The sequence below is a fragment of the Halopseudomonas salina genome (assembly GCF_008641105.1).
This window is the reverse complement of record NZ_VTTI01000015.1, coordinates 24,072-43,535: the sequence shown is the minus strand read 5'-3', so window position 1 is coordinate 43,535 and position 19,464 is coordinate 24,072. Positions and strand designations below refer to the sequence as shown.

16 protein-coding genes are annotated in these 19,464 nt (G+C 55.8%); 7 read left to right on the top strand and 9 right to left on the bottom strand.

From position 1 onward, the window contains the following. Nucleotides 1–16: 16 nt before the first annotated feature. The 4 genes from FZF01_RS18050 to pedF form a co-directional block, all read right to left on the bottom strand. On the bottom strand, nt 17–1,006 hold the full coding sequence (locus FZF01_RS18050) for an alpha/beta hydrolase (protein WP_150277067.1): 990 nt from the start codon (nt 1,004–1,006) through the stop codon (nt 17–19). A gap of 282 nt (nt 1,007–1,288) precedes the next feature. Continuing rightward, a complete protein-coding gene (locus FZF01_RS18045) occupies nt 1,289–3,061 on the bottom strand; it encodes a PQQ-dependent methanol/ethanol family dehydrogenase (protein WP_150277068.1) in 1,773 nt (590 codons plus the stop codon). A gap of 219 nt (nt 3,062–3,280) precedes the next feature. Beyond that, the gene (locus FZF01_RS18040) at nt 3,281–4,135 is read right to left on the bottom strand and encodes a substrate-binding periplasmic protein (protein WP_308420813.1); all 855 of its coding nucleotides are present in this window, start codon (nt 4,133–4,135) and stop codon (nt 3,281–3,283) included. Nucleotides 4,136–4,180: 45 nt separating this feature from the next. Further along, on the bottom strand, nt 4,181–4,612 hold the full coding sequence (pedF, locus tag FZF01_RS18035; RefSeq protein WP_150277131.1) for a cytochrome c-550 PedF: 432 nt from the start codon (nt 4,610–4,612) through the stop codon (nt 4,181–4,183). 373 nt (nt 4,613–4,985) lie between these two features. On the opposite strand from pedF, the gene exaA reads away from it, so the two are divergent. Together exaA and FZF01_RS18025 are read left to right on the top strand one after the other, a co-directional pair. Then, the gene (exaA, locus tag FZF01_RS18030) at nt 4,986–6,857 is read left to right on the top strand and encodes a quinoprotein ethanol dehydrogenase (RefSeq protein ID WP_150277070.1); all 1,872 of its coding nucleotides are present in this window, start codon (nt 4,986–4,988) and stop codon (nt 6,855–6,857) included. A gap of 67 nt (nt 6,858–6,924) precedes the next feature. Beyond that, nucleotides 6,925–7,596 carry a pentapeptide repeat-containing protein gene (locus FZF01_RS18025; protein ID WP_150277071.1) on the top strand — a complete coding sequence of 224 codons (672 nt, stop codon included), beginning with the start codon at nt 6,925–6,927 and terminating at the stop codon, nt 7,594–7,596. Nucleotides 7,597–7,611: 15 nt separating this feature from the next. Here the strand turns inward: FZF01_RS18025 and FZF01_RS18020 are convergent, their stop codons facing one another. Next, nucleotides 7,612–8,253 (bottom strand): response regulator, encoded by a 642-nt coding sequence (locus FZF01_RS18020; RefSeq protein WP_150277072.1) that lies wholly within the window; start codon nt 8,251–8,253, stop codon nt 7,612–7,614. Next, a complete protein-coding gene (locus FZF01_RS18015) occupies nt 8,250–9,539 on the bottom strand; it encodes a sensor histidine kinase (protein WP_150277073.1) in 1,290 nt (429 codons plus the stop codon). The genes FZF01_RS18020 and FZF01_RS18015 overlap by 4 nt, the downstream gene beginning before the upstream one ends. Nucleotides 9,540–9,695: 156 nt before the next feature. On the opposite strand from FZF01_RS18015, the gene FZF01_RS18010 reads away from it, so the two are divergent. From FZF01_RS18010 to FZF01_RS17990, 5 genes are all read left to right on the top strand, one after another. Further along, nucleotides 9,696–10,877 carry an ABC transporter substrate-binding protein gene (locus tag FZF01_RS18010; protein WP_150277074.1) on the top strand — a complete coding sequence of 394 codons (1,182 nt, stop codon included), beginning with the start codon at nt 9,696–9,698 and terminating at the stop codon, nt 10,875–10,877. Between the two features lie 48 nt (nt 10,878–10,925). Beyond that, a complete protein-coding gene (locus tag FZF01_RS18005; RefSeq protein WP_150277075.1) occupies nt 10,926–11,951 on the top strand; it encodes a YVTN family beta-propeller repeat protein in 1,026 nt (341 codons plus the stop codon). Then, nucleotides 11,948–12,685, top strand: coding sequence for an ABC transporter ATP-binding protein (locus FZF01_RS18000; protein WP_150277076.1), 738 nt, complete (start codon nt 11,948–11,950; stop codon nt 12,683–12,685). The genes FZF01_RS18005 and FZF01_RS18000 overlap by 4 nt, the downstream gene beginning before the upstream one ends. Then, nucleotides 12,682–13,488 carry an ABC transporter permease gene (locus FZF01_RS17995; protein ID WP_150277077.1) on the top strand — a complete coding sequence of 269 codons (807 nt, stop codon included), beginning with the start codon at nt 12,682–12,684 and terminating at the stop codon, nt 13,486–13,488. Before FZF01_RS18000 ends, FZF01_RS17995 begins: the two co-directional genes overlap by 4 nt. 174 nt (nt 13,489–13,662) lie before the next feature. After that, nucleotides 13,663–14,325, top strand: coding sequence for a response regulator (locus tag FZF01_RS17990; RefSeq protein WP_150277078.1), 663 nt, complete (start codon nt 13,663–13,665; stop codon nt 14,323–14,325). On the opposite strand, the gene FZF01_RS17985 is transcribed toward FZF01_RS17990, so the two are convergent. From FZF01_RS17985 to FZF01_RS17975, 3 genes are all read right to left on the bottom strand, one after another. Beyond that, complete coding sequence (locus FZF01_RS17985; RefSeq protein WP_373286443.1) at nt 14,310–16,946, bottom strand: hybrid sensor histidine kinase/response regulator; 2,637 nt, start codon at nt 16,944–16,946, stop codon at nt 14,310–14,312. The two genes, FZF01_RS17990 and FZF01_RS17985, sit on opposite strands and share 16 nt — an antisense overlap. Next, nucleotides 16,930–18,078, bottom strand: coding sequence for a nitric oxide-sensing protein NosP (gene nosP / locus FZF01_RS17980; protein WP_150277079.1), 1,149 nt, complete (start codon nt 18,076–18,078; stop codon nt 16,930–16,932). Before nosP ends, FZF01_RS17985 begins: the two co-directional genes overlap by 17 nt. 155 nt (nt 18,079–18,233) lie before the next feature. Beyond that, nucleotides 18,234–19,400 (bottom strand): porin, encoded by a 1,167-nt coding sequence (locus FZF01_RS17975; protein WP_150277080.1) that lies wholly within the window; start codon nt 19,398–19,400, stop codon nt 18,234–18,236. Nucleotides 19,401–19,464 lie beyond the last annotated feature (64 nt).

The window sequence follows — 19,464 nt, the reverse complement described above, 5'->3', positions numbered from 1 at the left end:
CACATGAATAAACCTGTCACCTTTTGCTGCGCAGATTATCCAGATCACGCAGCTCACTCATTGCTGCAATCAGGGCGTTGAGCGCTGGCTGCATAAGCGTCAGCCCCACGTGATTTGCACCTTCAACAAGCGTAACCGGCACTCTCCTTTCAGCTGCACCAAACACATCGACAAACTCCGCCGGATAAAACATCTCGTCCTGAGCTCCAACTAGCACCTGTGTAGGCTGCTGAATCCCCTTTATCACCTCGACGTAATCGGCCTGTGGTCGATAGTTCTCTGCAAGGTTGAAAGAGTATTCCGGCGTCAGCGATTGACGTGCTTGCTCACTCAGGGCGTAACTCACTACAGGCAGGTGATTGAATTGCTTAATACCCATCTGGTTCAGAATGGCTAGCGCCACATAGCGAGGCAGACCCACGTTCACCCAGCCGCCGCTGCCCGAGCGATAAGTGGGAGCCTCATGACTGACGAACGGAGCGAGAAGCAGATAGTGATCAAAAATCGCGGCATGCTCACCGCCCGCTACACGTAAGGCGAAGCCGCCACCGGAAGAAAAGCCCACCAGAGTGACCGGCGCAGCCGGCTGTACTTGCTCCATGAAGTCCTGGAGGTCGTCCTCGAGCTGGCCCACATAAGCGACGTGCCCCTTGGCCCCCGAAGCGCCATGCCCGCGCACATCCAGAGCATGCACGGCAAAACCTGCGTCTACCAAAGCCTGTGCCATCAGATGCATGCTACGACTGTCAGCGGATGAGCCGTGGAGCAGCACCGCACTGCCCTGCGGATTCGCGACGTCATATCGGCGAAACCCCAGATTCTGGCCGTCCCGAGCGGCGTAGTTGCTTAGCTCGGGTAAGCCGGAATAATCCACTGAATCAAATGGGTTGTTTGCCGACGCCATAACCGACGGCGCGGAGGGACCGCCGAAAACGACCGACAATACCAATGCACCAACAAAAGACACTACAACGACCGCCAGCGTGGCGAGCAGAGGCTTTTTCATGACTTATTCCTTTATGTGAAAAACAGCTAGTCCGTGCTCAAGATGTGAACTCTATCACAGGCTGGAGACAAGTTAGCAATTCAGGATTTAGTCATATACTGATACATAGTTATTTTTTATCCCGCTCAGTGCGAGGTATCCGCACCGGCGCTGCAGTTGATCCCAAACAAAAGGCCAATCATTTATGATTGGCCTTTTGTTGGCTATTGGCAGGAGCTGATTGATTCGAACTCCCAGCCCTTACCTCCTACCTACACACCTGTTGCTGGTTAAACCATGTACTCAACGCTTGGCCACCGTAGATGATGACGGAATTTTGAAGGTCCACAGCATGCCGCCCTGGTTGAAGTCCTTGACGATCTCGGCTACCTGGCCGCCCCACAACGGCACCGCGCCGCCCCAACCTGAGAGCACGGATACGTATTGTTCGCCATCCATGTCCCAGGTGACCGGGTTGCCGATTACGCCAGAGCCGGTGTTGAACTCCCACAGCTTTTCTCCATTTTTGGCGTTGAAAGCCATCAGGTAGCCTTCCGGGTTGCCGGTAAAGACCAGGTTACCTTTGGTGCTCAGTACCCCACCCCAGAGTGGCGCCGGGTTCTTCACGCGCCAGACTTCCTTGCCGGTTCTGGGGTCCATTGCCCTTAGAACACCAATGTAGTCATCGTGGATAGGTTTGATGGTGAAGCCAGCGCCCAGGTAGGCGGCACCCTTTTTGTATGCGGTGCTTTCGTTCCAGATATCCATGCCCCATTCGTTGGATGGAACATAGAACAGGCCGGTATCCTGACTGTAGGCCATGGGCTGCCAGTTCTTGCCCCCAAGGAACGCAGGAGCCGCGTAAACGGTTTTCCCCTGATCACCCGATTCTGTGGGCGCACCTGGACGGTGATCCTCGCTGTAGATTGGCCGACCGTTCTTGTCTAGCCCTTTGGCCCAGGTGATGGTGTCAACAAAAGGAAAACCTCGGATAAACTTGCCATTAGTGCGGTCCAGCACATAGAAGAAACCATTACGATCAGCTGTCGCGGCAGCCTTGATTTCCTTGTCGCCCTCCTTGTAGTTGAAGGACACGAGCTCGTTTACTCCGTCGTAGTCCCAGCCATCATTCGGCGTGGTCTGAAAATGCCATGTGATGGTGCCGTCGTCGGGGTTGAGCGCCAGTCGTGAGGAGCTGTAAAGGTTGTCGCCCTTGCGCATATGCGAGTTCCAGGGCGCGGGGTTACCGGTACCGAATAACAGCAGATTGGTTTCAGGGTCATAGAAACCGCCCAGCCAAGGCGCACCACCACCGGTCTTCCAAAGATCGCCGGGCCAGGTTCTGTTGGCTTCGCCACCGGAAATACCTGCCTCGATGGCTTTACCGTCCTTGTAGGTATAACCCATGTGACCTTCGATGGTCGGACGAGTCCAGAGCAGCTCTCCGTTGGTCGGGTCGTAGGCTTCAATCTTGCCAACAACCCCAAATTCACCACCCGACACGCCGGTAATCAAGCGGCCGTTAACTATCAGCGGCGCTGCGGTAATGGCATAGCCTGCCTTGTAGTCGGCTACGGTCTTGCGCCATACAACCTTGCCGGTGTCCTTGTTCAGTGCAACCAGTTTGGCGTCAAGCGTACCGAAGATCACCAGATCATCGATCAAGGCAACCCCGCGGTTGATCACGTCACAACAGGGCATGATGCCATCTGGCAGGCGGGCGTCGTATTGCCAGAGTTTCTTGCCGGTGCGGGCATCGACTGCAAACACACGAGAATAGGAGCCGGTGATATACATCACGCCGTCCTTGATCATCGGCTGTGCTTGCTGGCCGCGCTGTTTCTCACCACCAAGCGAAAAGGCCCATGCAGGCTGCAGCTGGCTTACGTTGGTGTCGTTTACCATGGTTAGTGGGCTGTAGCGCTGGCCCTGGGTACCCATGCCGTAGGAGACAATGGAGTCGGTTGTGGTCGCGTCGTTGGTGATATCGTCATAGGTGACGCCAGCGACAGCCAAGCCGGAAAAACTCATGGCGGTTACCAGGGCGGTCAAGGCGAAGGATGAGCGGTGTGTCATTGCTGCTACCTCAAAGATGTATTGTTGTGATGGTCGAGTCAGCGAAGAACCGGGAAATTTTCCCGCCTCAGGCCCTGATTGTTCGCTGCGAGGATCTTCTCAACAATGCAACCCAGGGGTGATTTACCTCATCACTTGGTAGCAATACCCTGATCGCGGGCACAAAAAAGCCGGCTGGCATGGCAAGACTGCCATGCCAGCCGGCAAGCATGAACCGGTTCAGATATCGGCGTAATAACTCGGTAACATGTAACGCAAACCATACTCGGCATAGAGCGCTGCCATGCGTCCATCCAGCACCATGGCTTCAGTGATATCACCCAGGGCATAAGCCAGCTGGCGGTTGGAGTCATGGACTGCCATCCCCAGATCCCAGACCTGTTTGCCCATATTCGGATAGGCATTTTCGGTCAACTGCATGCCGGCCTCGGCATTTCTGGCAAGTAGCCAGTCAATCTCGGCCTGCGTGCCCATCACCGCGTGTACCTCCCCAGTCTTCATAGCCTCGAAGGCGAGAGCCAGGTTGCGATAATGGCGGGTCATTTTGCTTAATTGACCATTCATGACACTGGCCAGGTAGAACGAGGGAATCGAATCCTCTTCAACGCCAACAGGGTGATATTGAAAGATCGCAATGCTGGGCACCGCGTCTATCTTCTTCGGGTTATAGGCAGCTTGCCAACGCTCCTGTTGATACGGGCCGAACATGTGAACCAGCTCGTGAGCAGGCAAGCCAAGGTCATCACGCATTGTGCTGTACGCTTTGTCGTTGGGTGCCCGCAACATCACATCGGCGATCTGACCAGGGCGCAGGTAATGACCTTTCCAGAGGTGATTGCGCAGGTCACCGTCAAAGGTTTCGTCCGGCTTCATCCATTGCAGCCGCAACTCCAGGTCAAGCTCTGCAGCCAGCACCTTGGCCAGCTCGACGTCAACGCCTCGAGGCTGACCATCGTGCATAAAGCTATAGGGTGGGTAGTCTTCATAGACGGCCACCTTGAGATAACCGGAATCGATAATTTCATCATGGTCGCGGATATGCGTGATGTTGAACGCCAGCGCCGGCATGGCCATCAACAAGCAACACCATAAGCCCACAATCCTCAGGGAAAGCATGCTTTATTGCTCTACCGCAACAGTTTCCAACCAGGTACGAATTGCCCACAGAGCTTCCTGGCTGAGCACGTCGCCCATACGCGGCATATACACCCGGCCGTCGCGTACAGCGCCATTGACGACCCGCTCCTTGAACCACTCATCACCGTAATCACCGGTCTCAAGCTCTCGTAAATCGGGCGTCATACCCCCAGAGATGGCTTCCAGTCCATGGCAGGACGCACAGTTCTGGTTATAGGCAGAAGCACCTATTTTTACTGCTAGGTCATGTTGCGGATGATCTCGATAGGGGTTGGTTTCAAGCCACTCCTCGCCGAGTTTCTCCAGGTTTTTGGTATCCACTGACTGTGGCGTGACGTTGCCGTGCGCCAGGGACTGGCCAGAAGCCAATAGTAATCCCAGGGCGCTTATCTTCAGGGCTTGTTTGAAATGCATCATTAGGCTCACCTCTCGGCCGTGTCAGGCACGGATCATTATTTGAGTATCCGAGGGCCATGGTAGGAACGGACCGACCTGACCCCAATGCTGCTTTGGTGGCCGCAAATTAGTCCGTTGGTATTAAACACTTCAGCCACCGCACCGGATTCTCAAGCCAGGCAAAGCCGCTTTTAACAGCTAGAACAGCCAAAAGCATTGATTTGCTCCGTCCAAAGTAGCGCTCCAATTGAGGGCATCCCAAGCGCCAGCTACCCGGGGTTTTTTCCCGCAAACCCCGGGTCATTTTCCGTATCACCGAAAAAGACGACTGACCAAGATGGGGACGTGGACCAGCATTGCTGCCCTAATCCAACAACAAGGAAACACTGCCATGAAAACAAGAAAGTTAACTGCTCCAAGCCCTCTCGCCCAGGCCATCAAATGTCTGACAATGGCTGCCAGTATCAGCCTGGCTGCGCCCTATGCCATCGCCAAACCTGTCACCTGGGACGATATTGCCAACGATCACACCTCAACTCATAACGTGCTGCAATATGGCATGGGGACCAACGCCCAGCGTTGGAGCCCGCTGAAACAGGTCAACCGGGACAACGTTTTCAAACTGACGCCGGCTTGGTCTTTTTCCTTCGGCGACGAAAAACAGCGCGGACAGGAATCCCAGGCAATTATTCATGAAGGCATTATTTACGTAACGGGCTCCTATTCACGTATTTTTGCACTCGACGCAAAGAGCGGTGCCCGTTTGTGGAGCTACTCGCATCGGTTGCCCGACGACATTCGCCCCTGCTGCGACGTGGTAAATCGCGGCGCGGCAATCTATGGGGACAAGGTCTTCTTCGGTACCCTCGACGCTGGGGTAGTGGCTCTGAACAAGGACACGGGCAAAGTGGTCTGGCGTAAAAAATTCGGGGACCATAAGGCTGGTTACACCATGACTGGCGCCCCAACCATCATCAAGGACCAGAAGTCCGGCAAGGTCATGCTGATTCATGGATCCTCCGGTGATGAGTTCGGCGTAGTGGGGAAACTCTTTGCGCGCGACCCTGAAACGGGTGAAGAACTGTGGATGCGGCCGTTCGTTGAGGGCCACATGGGCCGTCTTAATGGCGAAGAGAGCACCCCTACTGGCGACGTAAAGGCGCCGTCCTGGCCTGATGATACAAACTCGCCCACCGGCAAAGTTGAGGCCTGGAGCCAGGGTGGAGGTGCCCCTTGGCAGAGCGCCAGCTTCGACCCGGACACCAATACCATTATTATCGGGGCTGGCAATCCCGCGCCCTGGAATGGATGGGCGCGCACCTCAAAAGACGGCAAACCGTCCGATTACGATAGTCTCTACACCTCAGGTCAGGTCGGCGTTGACGCCACCACCGGCGAGGTCAAATGGTTCTATCAGCATACACCCAACGACGCCTGGGACTTCTCCGGCAACAACGAGCTGGTGCTGTTTGATTACAAGGACAAGGACGGCAAAACGCTCAAGGCCACCGCACATGCTGATCGTAACGGCTTCTTTTATGTCGTGGACCGCAATAACGGCAAGTTGGCCAACGCATTTCCCTTTGTGGACAACATCACCTGGGCAAGCCACATCGATCTGAAGACCGGCCGACCGGTAGAAAATGAAGGGCAACGCCCTGCCCGGCTCAAGCCTGGCCAGGAGCGCAGCGAAGCGGTAGAGGTATCACCCCCTTTCCTCGGCGGCAAGAACTGGAACCCCATGGCCTACAGCCAGAATACCGGACTGTTCTACGTGCCAGCGAACCATTGGAAGGAGGACTACTGGACCGAAGAAGTCAGCTACAACAAAGGCTCTGCCTACCTCGGCATGGGTTTCCGGATCAAGCGCATGTATGAGGATCACGTCGGCATTCTGCGTGCAATGAACCCCACTACAGGCAAGGTCGAGTGGGAACACAAAGAACCCTTGCCCCTCTGGGCTGGTGTGCTGGCGACAGCAGGCAATCTGGTCTTTACCGGCACGGGTGACGGCTATTTCAAGGCCTTCGACGCCAAAACTGGTGAAGAGGTCTGGAAGTTCCAGACCGGCACCGGAATCATCTCACCGCCGGTTACCTGGGAATTGGATGGCGAACAGTACATCGGTGTTACCACCGGCTACGGCGGCGCGGTACCACTCTGGGGTGGCGAGATGGCTGAGTTGACCAAGCCCGTTGCGCAGGGCGGCTCGTTCTGGGTATTCAAGTTGCCTGGCTGGGATACCAGCAGCGCCAAGCGTTGAACCTCTAACTCCTTTAACCCTTGAGGCACGCCCGGCAAGACCGGGCGTTGCCATAGGAGCTGCGACAATGAAATCACTATTTGCCACAAGCTTTATCGTTCTAGGGATCATTGCTGCCCAACCTCTTGCCGCGCAAGATGCCGACTTTGCGGAGGAGGATGTGGTTACTGTCAACGGTTGTGCTTTGATGCCAGGCACACGCTGTCCTGGCGTTGACCTGCGTAATCTTGACCTGCGCCATGTGGACCTGCGCAAGGCCGACCTTGTTGGTGCAGACCTGCGCGGAGCAGACCTGCGACATGCCCGACTGGATCAGGCGAAGCTGGACAATGCCCGGCTGGACGGGGCCAATCTCAACCGGGCGAGCCTGCAACAAACCGCAATGCGTGGTGTAAGCGCCGTGGGTACAAGCTTTGTTGGCGCTCAGGCCTGGAACCTGACAGCCCAGGGAGGGCATTTCAAGGATGCTGACTTTACCGGAGCCAACCTTGAGTTTGCCCGCTTCAGTGGTGCCAGCATGCACGATGCCACTCTGCGTGCTGTGAACCTGGAGATGGCCTGGTTGCCCAAGGCGGATCTGAAGGGTGCAGATCTGCGCGATGCCAATCTGCAGGAGTCAAAGATGAATCACGCGAATCTGGAATCTGCCGATATGACCGGTGCCCGACTGCATTACGGCACCTTTCTCAACATGCACATGAGCAACTGCACTGCCTGCCCTTTTGACTGGGAAAAGTGACATATACTGACGTGCTCAGGCCACCTGCACTCGAATTACTCCTGTATCGATAGCCAGGTGGACCAGTTCGGTGAGAGAACTGACATTCAGTTTCTGCTTGAGCACGGTCAGATTATTCGAAACCGTTTTGCTGCTGATGCACAGATGACTGGCGATGCGCCTGGGTGGCGTGCCCTTGGCGAGCATGACAAAAATCTCGAACTCCCGCTGAGTCATGCATTTCAGCCGCGGGTCCAGGGTGTTGTCGGGACCAGCACAGGCCAGCTGCGTAGCCAGTTCCTGTTCTATATAGCGTTGCCCACCCAGGCAACGCCTCACCGCCTCAAGCAACACATCCGGTGCTGCGCCTTTGGTGATGTACCCCAGTGCGCCAGCAGCCAATGCCTGGCGCACCAGCGGTAACTCATCATGCATACTGAAAAACAGAATGCGCAGTGAGGGCCACCGCAGCAGCAGACGCCGGGCAGTTTCGATGCCGCTGATGCCCGGCAATCCGATATCCAGCACCACCAGATCAGGCACCTTTTGTTGCGCGGCGCTGATGGCCTCTTCTCCACTGGCGGCCTCACGGATGTCAGCCTGGGTGAAAGTCATACCCAGCAGGCTGGTATAGCCTTGACGCACAATCGCGTGGTCATCGACCAGAAGAATATTCATGCGGCGAGCCCCTTCAGTGGAATAGTGAGCGACACCAATACACCCACGCCTGGGCTTGAGGTGACTTGCAATGCGCTTTGCAGACAGCGAGCGCGTTCGCGCATTGATCGCATGCCCACTCCGCAGGATTCGTTTTGGTCTTTCAGACCGTCGCCGTTATCCCGCACACTGACTTGCAGCACGTTGCCCTGAAGTACCAGCCGCACCCATACCGAGCTGGCTTTGGCATGCCGAGCGACATTGGTCAAAGCTTCCTGCAATAGACGATATAAATGCGTGCGCTGCTCTGTTGCCATATCAGGCAAAGGGTTATCCAGCTCCAGCACACACTGGATGCCCTGTTGTTGCTGCCACTGCCCTGTCAACTGACGTAGAGCCTGTTCCAGCCCTAACCGGTCCAGCACGACTGGATGCAGATCCTTGACCAACGCCCTGAAGCCACGCTGTAAACCATTGCATGCCTCTAAAAGATGTTGCGCGTGCTGCCGAATCAGATCGGGCTGACCAGATGATTCGCCAAGCATATAGGCCTGGGCCCGGATGCCGGTCAGGTATTGCCCCAGATCATCGTGCAGGGCGTGAGCCAGGTGCATCCGCTCCTTCTCCTGCAGGGTCATCAATGCACGGGTCAGTTGCTGGTTGCTTGCTTCTGCCCGCTCCAGGGCCGTGGCCATGAGATTGAAGCGGTTGGCCAATTGATTCAACTCAGTCTGGCTGCTAGGTGACAGGCGTGCCTGCAATTCACCAACCCCGATAAGCTCCAAAGCTTCAAGCAGATGCCGGTATGCTCTTAGCCCACGACGCAACGAGAGATGGATGACTACCAATGACAATACAAGAGCAACAGCAAAAACGCCGAGCAGCAGGAGCAACGACTCCCACACCTCCTCAAGCTCGTCGACTGGATCAGGACTGACCAGCCATCGCTGGCCATCGGCAAAGTCCAGAGATACAGGTGCAAATGACTTATCTATCACCGGCTGCATCCAGCGCAGCAACCACCCTGGCACTGCACCAGAAGTTTGTTGAGCAATATCATGGCCGACACTGCCAGTCTTCGCGATGCGCACATGGCGGAGATCATCGAGAACCTCAACCGCGGGAGAGACCCGCCGCTGAGCCATGTTTTCGAGCAAGCTCAGTGCCATTGCCCGGCCGCTCTGCAGCTCACGCACGACATCCTTTTCAGCCTGCCTGAGCAACACACCCATGGTGACCAATAACACTATGCTGAAGGCCACACAAACCCAGGCCGTCAGGCGAGTTGCAGTCGAAATAGAGCGCATTGGCTAATTCCTGGACGAATCTAATACAGTCCGCCCTATCGTACGGTTTGAACAAAACCTCGGAATAGTACCTTGGTACTGGCCGATTGGTACTTTCTTCGGATTTACCAGGCACCTGCCAGCTTCCATGCTGGACTCAAGATAAAAGGAGTCCACATGCGCTCAACGGTTTTGTATTCCCTGTTCTGTTTTATGACAGTCATCAGCGCCAGTGCAGTGGCCACGAGCAGTCAGGTCCAGACGCTGACGGTCAATATGGCTTATGTCAGCTGGACTCCAGACCCAGGCCCGATCATGTCTAACGTCATTCCTGAACCGCCCGATGCGGGCCTGCAGGGTGCGCAGTTGGCATTGGCAGACAACAACAGTACTGGGCGCTTTCTGAAACATGACTATCAGTTGCTGGTCGCCGCTGAAGCGGAGTTGCAGGCTACTCTGGATGCCGCAAGAGCGCTGCATGCTCAGGGCGTAAGGCTGTTCGTCATCAATTTGCCCAGCCAGGCGCTGTCCGAGCTGGCAAACGAGTTTTCCGCTGATAGCTTGCTGATCAACGCCGGCAGTCACGATGACAAGCTGCGCACTGAGCAGTGCCTGCCGAACGTACTGCATACACTCCCCAGCCGCGCCATGCTGACCGACGCGCTGGCGCAGTTTCTGACCGTACGCAAACTCACGCGCTGGCTGCTGATCAGTGGCCCCACGGATGACGACCTGGCCTATGCCGCCGCTTTGAAACGCTCCGCCAAACGGTTCGGCCATAAAGTCGTGGCTGAAAAAGTCTGGAGTTTTGATACCGATCTGCGCCGCACCGCACAGGCGGAGGTCCCCCTGTTTACCCAGACCTCCGAGTATGACGTTGTGGTAGTGGCTGACGAGCGCGGTGATTTTGGTGAATACATCCCTTACAACACCTGGTATCCAAGACCAGTAGCTGGCACACAGGGCCTCACCCCACTGGGCTGGCATAAAGTGGTCGAAACCTTCGGCGCTGCCCAGTTGCAAAAACGTTTTGAACTCCAGGCTGGCCGCTGGATGAATAGCCTGGACTTCGCCGCCTGGCTGGGTATTCGTACCTTTGGTGCAGCTGTCACCACACTCAATAGCACCGATCCAGCGGCGATCAAAGCGCTGAGTCTGTCCGACGATCTTCCGCTGGACGGATTCAAAGGCAGAAAGCTGAGTTATCGCGACTGGAGCGGACAACTTCGTCAGCCCATCCCCTTGGTGCAACCCCGCGCACTGGTAAGCAACTCACCACAGGAAGGCTTTCTGCATCCCGAGACCGATCTTGACACTCTGGGGTTTGACCAACCCGAGAGCAAATGCCGGCTGCTGTGAATCTGGCCCGGTCACCCAAAATCCCAAAAACAAGAACCTGGAGTACCCATGTACAAGAAAAGCCGTCACACCTCTGCTGTACTCGCGCATAGTCTGCCGATCAGGAAGTTCAGTCTGTCACTGCTTGCAGGCGCTTTGTTGACCAGCACGTTCAGTCTGACTGCCCTGGCCGAGACGGCTTACGTTACAAACGAGAAAGACAATACCGTTTCTGTTATCGACCTGGACAGCATGCAGGTAGTGGAAACCATCGATGTGGGACTGCGTCCGCGCGGGGTCTTGCTCTCGAGCGATAACAAACTGCTGTATATCTGCGCCAGCGATTCGGATCGGGTACAGATCATCGACCTGGCCACCCGCAAGATAATCAAGGAACTGCCTTCAGGCGCTGACCCCGAACAATTCGCTCTGCATCATAACGATCGCTGGCTGTATATCTCCAATGAAGATGATGCACTGGTGACGGTAGTTGACGTTGAAACCAGCGAAGTGCTTGCACAGATCGATGTAGGTGTCGAGCCCGAGGGCATGGGCGTCAGTCCTGATGGCAAGTGGGCCGTCAATACCAGTGAAACCAGCAACATGCTGCACTGGATCGATACCAGCACCAATACACTGGTAGCCAATACTCTGGTAGATCAGCGCCCTCGACATGTGGAGTTTACCAAGGACAGTAGCTTGCTTTGGGCGTCGGCCGAGATCGGCGGTACGGTCAAGATAGTCGACGTAGCCAGCAAGGAGGTCACCCATACCATTGAGTTCGCGATCAAGGGAATTCATCCGGATCGCGTCCAGCCGGTCGGGGTCAAGCTGAGTGACGATGGCCGATACGCCTTTGTTGCTCTGGGCCCTGCCAATCATGTGGCTGTAGTGGACGCCAAGACCTATGAGGTGCTTGAGTACATTCTGGTAGGCCGCCGCGTCTGGCACATGTCGTTCAATACCGACCAAAGCAAACTCTTGACCACCAACGGTGTAAGCGGAGATGTCTCGGTCATCGATGTGGATTCGTTGAAGGCAGTCAATACCATCAAGGTCGGCCGCTATCCATGGGGCGTGGTGGTCACTCCTTGAACGCCTTGCAAGTTGATCAGGTCAGCTTCAGTTTTGGCGACAAGGTCGCACTGGACCAGGTCAGCTTCGGCATCGAGACGGGCCGGCTGAATGCCCTGCTGGGCCCCAACGGCGCAGGTAAAAGTACCCTGATAGCCTTGTTCAGCCGGTTATACCGGCTGCAACAGGGCGATATCCGGGTTGGCGGGGTGTCACTTCGGCGGCAGCCCCGCCAGGCACTGCGGCAGCTCGGGGTGGTGTTCCAGCAGAGCACGCTGGATCTGGATCTCAGCGTACATCAGAACCTCGCTTACCATGCCGCCCTGCATGGCCTGAGTGCCCGTGCGGCAGCACCGCTCATAGAGCAGGAGCTAATGCGTCAATCATTGTTGGCGCACCAGCACCAGCGCGTACGCGAGCTTAATGGGGGGCACCGCAGGCGAGTGGAGATTGCCCGAGCACTGTTGCATCAGCCGAGCATTCTGCTTCTTGATGAGGCCAGTGCCGGCCTGGATCCTGCGAGCCGTCTGGCACTGAATCAGCATATTCGTACTCTATGCGCCGAGCAGCGGATTACCGTTGTCTGGACGACCCACCTTATGGACGAAATTGCGTTGAATGACCCTGTTGTAGTCCTGCATGGCGGGCGGGTCCTGGCGGCGAGCAGCGCTGAAGGCATTATTGCCAAGACCGGCCACACCAACCTGAATGACGCTTTCCGGTACATGACCCAGACCGCCGGGGCATCAGCATGAGCCCGGCAGCTTATCTGGCTTGCCTTAACGGCGTACTCAAGCGTGAGTGGTTGCGCTTCTATCAGCAACGGTCGCGTTTTCTCAGCGCCCTGGTACGCCCACTGCTCTGGTTACTGGTCTTTGCCGCCGGTTTTCGCGCAGCGCTGGGTGTCTCGATCATGGCGCCTTACGCCACCTACATCACTTACGAAACCTACATACTGCCTGGGCTATGTTGCATGATCGTTCTGTTCAATGGCATGCAGGCCTCGCTCTCAATGGTTTACGACCGTGAGATAGGCAGCATGCGGGTGCTCCTGATGAGCCCCCTGCCCAGACCTTTTCTGCTGATCAGCAAACTGGCTGCCAGTGCATTGATCTCTCTGATTCAGGTTTATGCGTTTCTTGCGATTGCCTGGATGTTTGATATTCAGCCACCGCTCTGGGGTTTGCTGGCGGCTGCCCCGGCACTCCTGCTAGCGGCGCTGCTGCTAAGTGCCCTGGGCTTGTTGCTGTCCAATGGCATACGTCAGCTGGAGAACTTTGCTGGCGTGATGAACTTTGTCATTTTCCCGATGTTTTTTCTCTCATCGGCACTCTACCCGCTGTGGAAAATGCGCGAGTCCAGTGAATGGCTCTATTGGTTATGCAGCCTCAACCCCTTCACTCACGCGGTCGAGCTGGTGCGCTTTGCCTTGTACCTGCAGCTCAATGGTCAGGCGCTGGTCGTATGTCTGGTCCTACTGATGGTGATTACCAGCGCCGCAATCATGACTTTCAACCCGCAACATGCCGCGGTGCGGCGTCGACCTCAGGGTGACTAGCGCAGGATGACAACGAAATTTACTACTTTAGTACTGCTTTAGTGTGCCAATGTATCATTTGCAATACAGTCGGCACGGGTTGTAATGCTCAAGTAGCAATGCCAAATCACTAGAAGGCTTTCTACTGCGAGCCGAAAACATAAAAAAACAACAACAAACAGGTTGAAACTGGCCATGTACAAGATACTGATAGCCGACGATCATCCATTATTCCGTGAAGCCATCTGCAATGTCATCACGACGGGATTCGCTGGTTCGGAGCTTATTGAAACCAACGATCTGGACAGTGCACTGGTCATCGCCCAGGAGCAGGACGACCTGGATCTGATCCTGTTGGACCTGAACATGCCTGGCATGCATGGCCTGAACGGCTTGATCACGCTGCGTAACGAGTCGCCTTCCATTCCGGTGGTGATTGTCTCTGCCGAGGAAGACAAGCAGGTGGTGTTGCAGGCGATCACTTATGGCGCCGTGGGTTTTATTACCAAGTCCTCACCACGGGCGGAAATGACCAGGGCCATCGAGCAGATAATGGCCGGGAATGTATACCTGCCCTCAGACATCATCCGCTCCAATCGTGTGATTACTCGCCGGCACCCGGAGGAGCACCCTGTATCCCCTGAGCTGCTGTATGCCCTGACGCGCAAGCAACTGCTGGTTCTGGAACGCATGGCCAAGGGCGAATCCAACAAACAGATTGCCTATCACCTGGAGATTGCGGAAACCACCGTCAAGGCTCATGTCTCGGCGATCTTGCGCAAGCTCAATGTACACAATCGCGTGCAGGCAATCCTGTCCGCGAGCGATGTCGATTTCAGCTCCTATCTGAGACGCTGAACGTCCCTTGGCTGGCCCGCCTGAGTGGCCAGCAAGTGCCCCATTGCGGTCTTCAGTTTCAGCGGCTTCACGGGCTTGTGCATCAGCACATGCCCCAACTCGCGCACCTGAAGCTTGAGGTCGTTACTGTAGTTTGCCGTTATCAGTAGCACTGGCAGTGGATGCCCCCGTCTACCGTTGATAGTGGCGACCACATCCACTCCATTGACCTCGTTATCCAGATGGTAGTCGGCTATCAGCAGGTCAGCGTGGGCATGGAAGTTGTCAACCTGGCTGGCGAGGTCTTCTTCAGACAGTGCCGTTACTACATGACAGCCCCACCCTTCCAGGAGCGTACGCATTGCTGCACAGATCGATGCATCATTATCCAGCACCCAGACGCGGGCATCCTGCAATCTTTGCCCCTGCATCATCGGCGCTGCGGAAGGTTGATCGAGCCTTGTCTGCAGCTGACCGTAGGGTAGATCGACCGAAAATACCGAACCCCGCCCTTCCCAGGAGCGCACACGGATGCGGTGACCCAGCATTCGCGCAATCTTGTCCACAATTGCCAGCCCCAGGCCCAAGCCGCGGTCTCGGGTGTTTGCGCTGGGATTTACCCGTTTGAATTCCTGGAAGATCTCGAGCAACTTATCTTCTGGGATGCCCATACCGGTGTCCCATACTTCAATGCGCAGACCGTGGGCCTGGCGACGACACCCCAGCAGCAATTTTCCGGATTGAGTATAGCGAATCGCATTGGTGAGAAAGTTTCGGAGAATGCGCGCCAGCAACTGTGCATCACTACGCACGACCGCATCGCTGCCGACAAAATGCAATTCAAGGCCCTCCACGCCTGCTATCTGGCGATACTCGTTGGCCAGATTATCAAGCAGCTCAGAGAGCTTGAAAGGGGCGATATCGGGCTTGATAACGCCGGCGTCCAGCTTGGAAATATCCACCAGTGTCTCCAGGAGATTTTCCACATCCTCCAGGGAGTGACTGACCTGCCTGATCAGCGGGGCACTTACCTCAGGCACCTCATGCTCAAGTAGCGCACCGGTAAACAGACGTGCTGCATTGAGAGGTTGCAGCAAGTCGTGACTGACTGCCGCCAGGAACTTGGTTTTCGACATATTTGCCTGCTCGGCCTCACGCTTGGCCTCCCGCAGACGTGACTCAACCTGGGCCCTTTCACTGATTTCCTGTCGCAGTTGGGTATTGAGCTCGGTCAGTTCCTGCGTGCGTTCGAGGACACGCTGCTCCAGGTGCTGATAGGCTTCGCGCAGGGCTACGGCGGTATGTCGTCGTTCAGTGATATCGCGGATCAATACAAAGATACCGATCACCTTGCCCTGCGCATCGCGGTTGGGCACATAGGATCGCAACAGATACCGCTCAAGATTCTCCGCGTTGCATTCGTCGAATTCAAAGGTGACGCTCTCGCCCTGAAATGCACGCTCTATATAAGGTTGCAAGCGCGCAAACTGCTCCTGGCTATGAATCCGACGCAAGCTCTTGTTCTGGCTCTCGCCACGCCGCCAACCGTACCACTCGTCATACACCTTGTTGGTGAACTGATAGGTCAGATCCTCGCCCACATAGGCAATCAGTGCGGGTACATGATCAGTAATCAGCCGGACCCAGCGCTCGCTCTCCAGCAAGGCCTTGGCGTAAAGATCACGCTCGGTAATGTCAGTATAGGTATTGACGTAACCGCCCGTCGGCATCGGGTGAGTGCGCACTTCCAGCACCTTTCCGTTGGCCAGACGCTGCTCGCAGGTCAGTTGCTCGCTTCCCGAAATGCCGTATCGGCCCGGAACAAACAACTCCAGCTCGCTTTCATCCATCACCTCGGCAAAAGGCCGGTGGGGCTCAATTGGCGCCAGCCCGGCCAATTCAAGGAAACGCCCATTCCAGACCTCGATACCGCCTTGCTCGTTGATCACTGCCACGCCCTGGGACAGACTGTCGACTGTGCGCTGGAGCAGCCGGGTTTTCTGCGCCAGAGCCTTTTCTCGTCGCGCAGTTTCTGATTGCTTGAGATCGGTGATATCCGTGTACATTATTACCAGGCCGCCTTCACTGGTCAGCCGCTCACTGACCTGTACCCAGCGTTGGCCGCGCAGCTGATACAGAACATGACCGTCAGCTGCCGCGTCGACCTCGGTTACCAGTCCAGTGCTTACCGCAAGACGCTTGATCTCGGACAAGGACGTTCCAGCCGTGACCTCCGCTCGCGTGCCTTTCCAGAACGCGGCAAAACGGCTGTTGAAAAGGACGATACGCTCGTACCTGTCAAACAACACTAATGCATCAGAAACGCTTTCTATGGCATCTGAAAGGTGATGGTGTGCGCGCTCAGCGTGCGCCCGAGCATCGATCAGCAGTCGATTGCTGGCCTGGAGTTCAGCCATGGTTTCGTTCAAGGCATGGGTTCGCTCCCGTACCTGCTCGGCCAGTTCGACCGAGTGCTGGAACGCCGCATAGCTTTCGGTACGTTGACTGGAACTGGATTCCACGCGCTCGATCAGTGCCGCATTGATGCGCCGCAGCTTATTGTTCTCGGCCCGCAGTCTGCGCACTTCCGCGTTATCAGAAGACTCCTGAGAGGATGCAAGCGGTTCAGTCAGGTAGGGCAAAGGCCACCCCGGTAAACGTCTGGTTGATGTGCATACCGTTGTATTGTTCGCCGTAGGTATTGAATCCCACTACCTTGCTGCTTGCCAGAAAGGCAGAAAGCGCCTGGTCTTCGCCGCGCAACTCGGCTTCCTTGCGGCGCAGAAAGCAATCGCAGCCGAGAATCAGCACCGGCTCGCCCAGGCGCTGACGTAATATCTCAAATTGAACCTGTAAACCCGGCAATAGAGGTCCAGGACGCATCGCGGTCAACACTATTCCGGTGTCTACCGCGCAATAAAAGGTCAAGCTCAGGTCGGCATTGACCCTTTGAATCGAGCGCACATAGAACTGGTCACGAATACGTACAGCCAGAGCGTTGAGAGCAAAGGTGGAAAGGTTCAGATCCTCTACTGCCACCCCGACCAGACGTGCGTATTCCTCGGCCGCAGGCTCTGCATTGAGCTCCAGAACAGTGCGCGTATCGCTGTCTGCCGCGGTAACAACCAGCTTGTTTTCCATCGGCTGCATGTGGTGCGTGGTGAATACCTCGAAATCCAGCCAGGTATTGAACATGATTACCACTGCAGCCCCGGTATGGAAGACGCCCTGGTAATACACATGGGTATGACTCAGGTGATTATCATCACCCGCAGAGCCACCAAAATTGGGAATGCTGCCCAGGGCAGTACTCAGGGTCGACAGCACCACCTCCTCCCGGCTTGAAAGCCCGTCGAGCAAGGTCAGGGCAAATGTCTGGTCCTTGATGGGCGCAAGGCCGATACCCCGGCAATGGCTGAGCATCTGGTCAACAGCTGACTGCGCGTCGACCAGCGTAAAATTGTCCAATGCCTGAATCAGGGTGCAATCCACAGCAAAGGCGGACGAGTCAAAGCCAACAGCACTGATACAACCTCGCCCATACCCATCGGACGTTATCTCACCAGCGCTGGTGCAGCCGATGACCATCACCCCGGAAAAAACACGCTCCAGCGCCTCGGCCAGTGGCGCCAGCGAGTATTCCGCAGAACAGAAAAACAGGACGCAACCAAGCCCCGGATGCCGTAACTGATCCGCCAATTCGGCAGCGGCCAGCTCAGGATCCTGTACGCAGGTCCTGGCTGTGAGAAAACACTGCGTCACTGTGCGATGCATGAAAGGCTCCGTGGCTGGTTCATCCGCCATAACATCGATTCTAGTCAGGCGTAAAGTCGATCAACATGCTACTTGAGTACTGTCTCAGCACGCCTTAAGACGCAAACAAAACAACCGAAGCCAGGCTTCGGTTGTGTATGGAACTGCCAAATTACCTACCAGCTGAGCACAACACCCAGGGCAATGGTGTCTGTCTCCTCAATGGTTTGCTTGGTGGTGGTGTTTTCTATCTCGAACTGATTGTATTCGGCAACCAGTGTCAGGTTGTCATTGATGCTGTGGAATACACCCAGACCACGAGTCTCATAATCCGCCTTGAAACCCAGTCCGTTGCCATCATCCTCGGTCTTGCCAAACGACAGGGCCACGCGTGTCTTGTCCGCAAATTTGTAGGATCCCTGCAGCAGGTATCCGGTGCTGTCGATCTCACGCAGAACCGGCTCCCCAGCGTTGTTGGTGAAAAACGGGTTGACCCCTTCGGCGTCAAAACCCGAAGCTGTCAATGACATGTTCCCCATCTTCGCCTGCAGACCGTAACCCAGACCCTGGGAAGTGACTGAATCAACGGTGGAGTCGGTATTTTCGGATTTCTGATGCATACCGTTTACCCAGCTGAACAAATCAACGCCACCCAGTTGCGTCTGGTAGGTAATCTCTGATTCAAAGCGCGGCGTGTCCTGGTAGTTCTTGCCCACAACGGAATCATCGGTTGTGTCCACAGGATCCATGATGCCGACCGCAACCCGGAAACCACTCATGATCGGAGAGCGGTAAGTGATCTGTGCCGTGGGAAACGGATAGGGGTAGCCGGTACCGATATTACCGAAGGACACACCGCCGCCATCGACCAGGCCCAGGGTGTCGCTCACCTGACCGTAACCGGAAAGAAATTCATCAACAAAAATGTTCGAGCGGGAAAACAAGCCGAAATCCTTGCCGACCAACACCTCGCCCCATTCACCCGCGACGGTGCCGTAGAATTGCCGTACGTCGATTGCGGTGCTGGTGCCATTGGTTTCGCCATCATTGATGGTGACCCAGAACGACGAACGTGCACCCATCGTCAGGTTGTCCATCTTCTTGCCCATGTTGAAACCGATATAGTTGGGCAGGAAACCCATCTTCACCCGGGATTGGTCCCGGTCCAGGGTGTCATTGATATTGTCTGTGTCGGTCTGAACGTAGAAGGCGTTGACGTAGCCGTCTGCGGAAAAGGTGGTGCCGTCTTCGTCATACAGAGTGATTGCTGCACTGGCCGGGGCGCTCAGGATGGTTGCTGCGAGGGCAGTCAGTACTGGGTAGACCGATTTTTTGTTTTTCATTTTTACTCTCCGATGTGATCCATGGCTGACGGATTAGAACGTCCAGCCGATTATCGGAAAGCTG

Coding starts and splice junctions, on each gene's coding strand:
- FZF01_RS18050 (WP_150277067.1), bottom strand. CDS start 1,006: ATGAAAAAGCCTCTGCTCGCCACGCTGGCGGTCGTTGTAGTGTCTTTT.
- nosP (WP_150277079.1), bottom strand. CDS start 18,078: ATGCATCGCACAGTGACGCAGTGTTTTCTCACAGCCAGGACCTGCGTA.
- FZF01_RS18015 (WP_150277073.1), bottom strand. CDS start 9,539: ATGCGCTCTATTTCGACTGCAACTCGCCTGACGGCCTGGGTTTGTGTG.
- FZF01_RS17995 (WP_150277077.1), top strand. CDS start 12,682: ATGAGCCCGGCAGCTTATCTGGCTTGCCTTAACGGCGTACTCAAGCGT.
- FZF01_RS17990 (WP_150277078.1), top strand. CDS start 13,663: ATGTACAAGATACTGATAGCCGACGATCATCCATTATTCCGTGAAGCC.
- pedF (WP_150277131.1), bottom strand. CDS start 4,612: ATGCATTTCAAACAAGCCCTGAAGATAAGCGCCCTGGGATTACTATTG.
- FZF01_RS17975 (WP_150277080.1), bottom strand. CDS start 19,400: ATGAAAAACAAAAAATCGGTCTACCCAGTACTGACTGCCCTCGCAGCA.
- FZF01_RS18010 (WP_150277074.1), top strand. CDS start 9,696: ATGCGCTCAACGGTTTTGTATTCCCTGTTCTGTTTTATGACAGTCATC.
- FZF01_RS18005 (WP_150277075.1), top strand. CDS start 10,926: ATGTACAAGAAAAGCCGTCACACCTCTGCTGTACTCGCGCATAGTCTG.
- FZF01_RS18020 (WP_150277072.1), bottom strand. CDS start 8,253: ATGAATATTCTTCTGGTCGATGACCACGCGATTGTGCGTCAAGGCTAT.
- exaA (WP_150277070.1), top strand. CDS start 4,986: ATGAAAACAAGAAAGTTAACTGCTCCAAGCCCTCTCGCCCAGGCCATC.
- FZF01_RS18040 (WP_308420813.1), bottom strand. CDS start 4,135: ATGGCCATGCCGGCGCTGGCGTTCAACATCACGCATATCCGCGACCAT.
- FZF01_RS18045 (WP_150277068.1), bottom strand. CDS start 3,061: ATGACACACCGCTCATCCTTCGCCTTGACCGCCCTGGTAACCGCCATG.
- FZF01_RS18025 (WP_150277071.1), top strand. CDS start 6,925: ATGAAATCACTATTTGCCACAAGCTTTATCGTTCTAGGGATCATTGCT.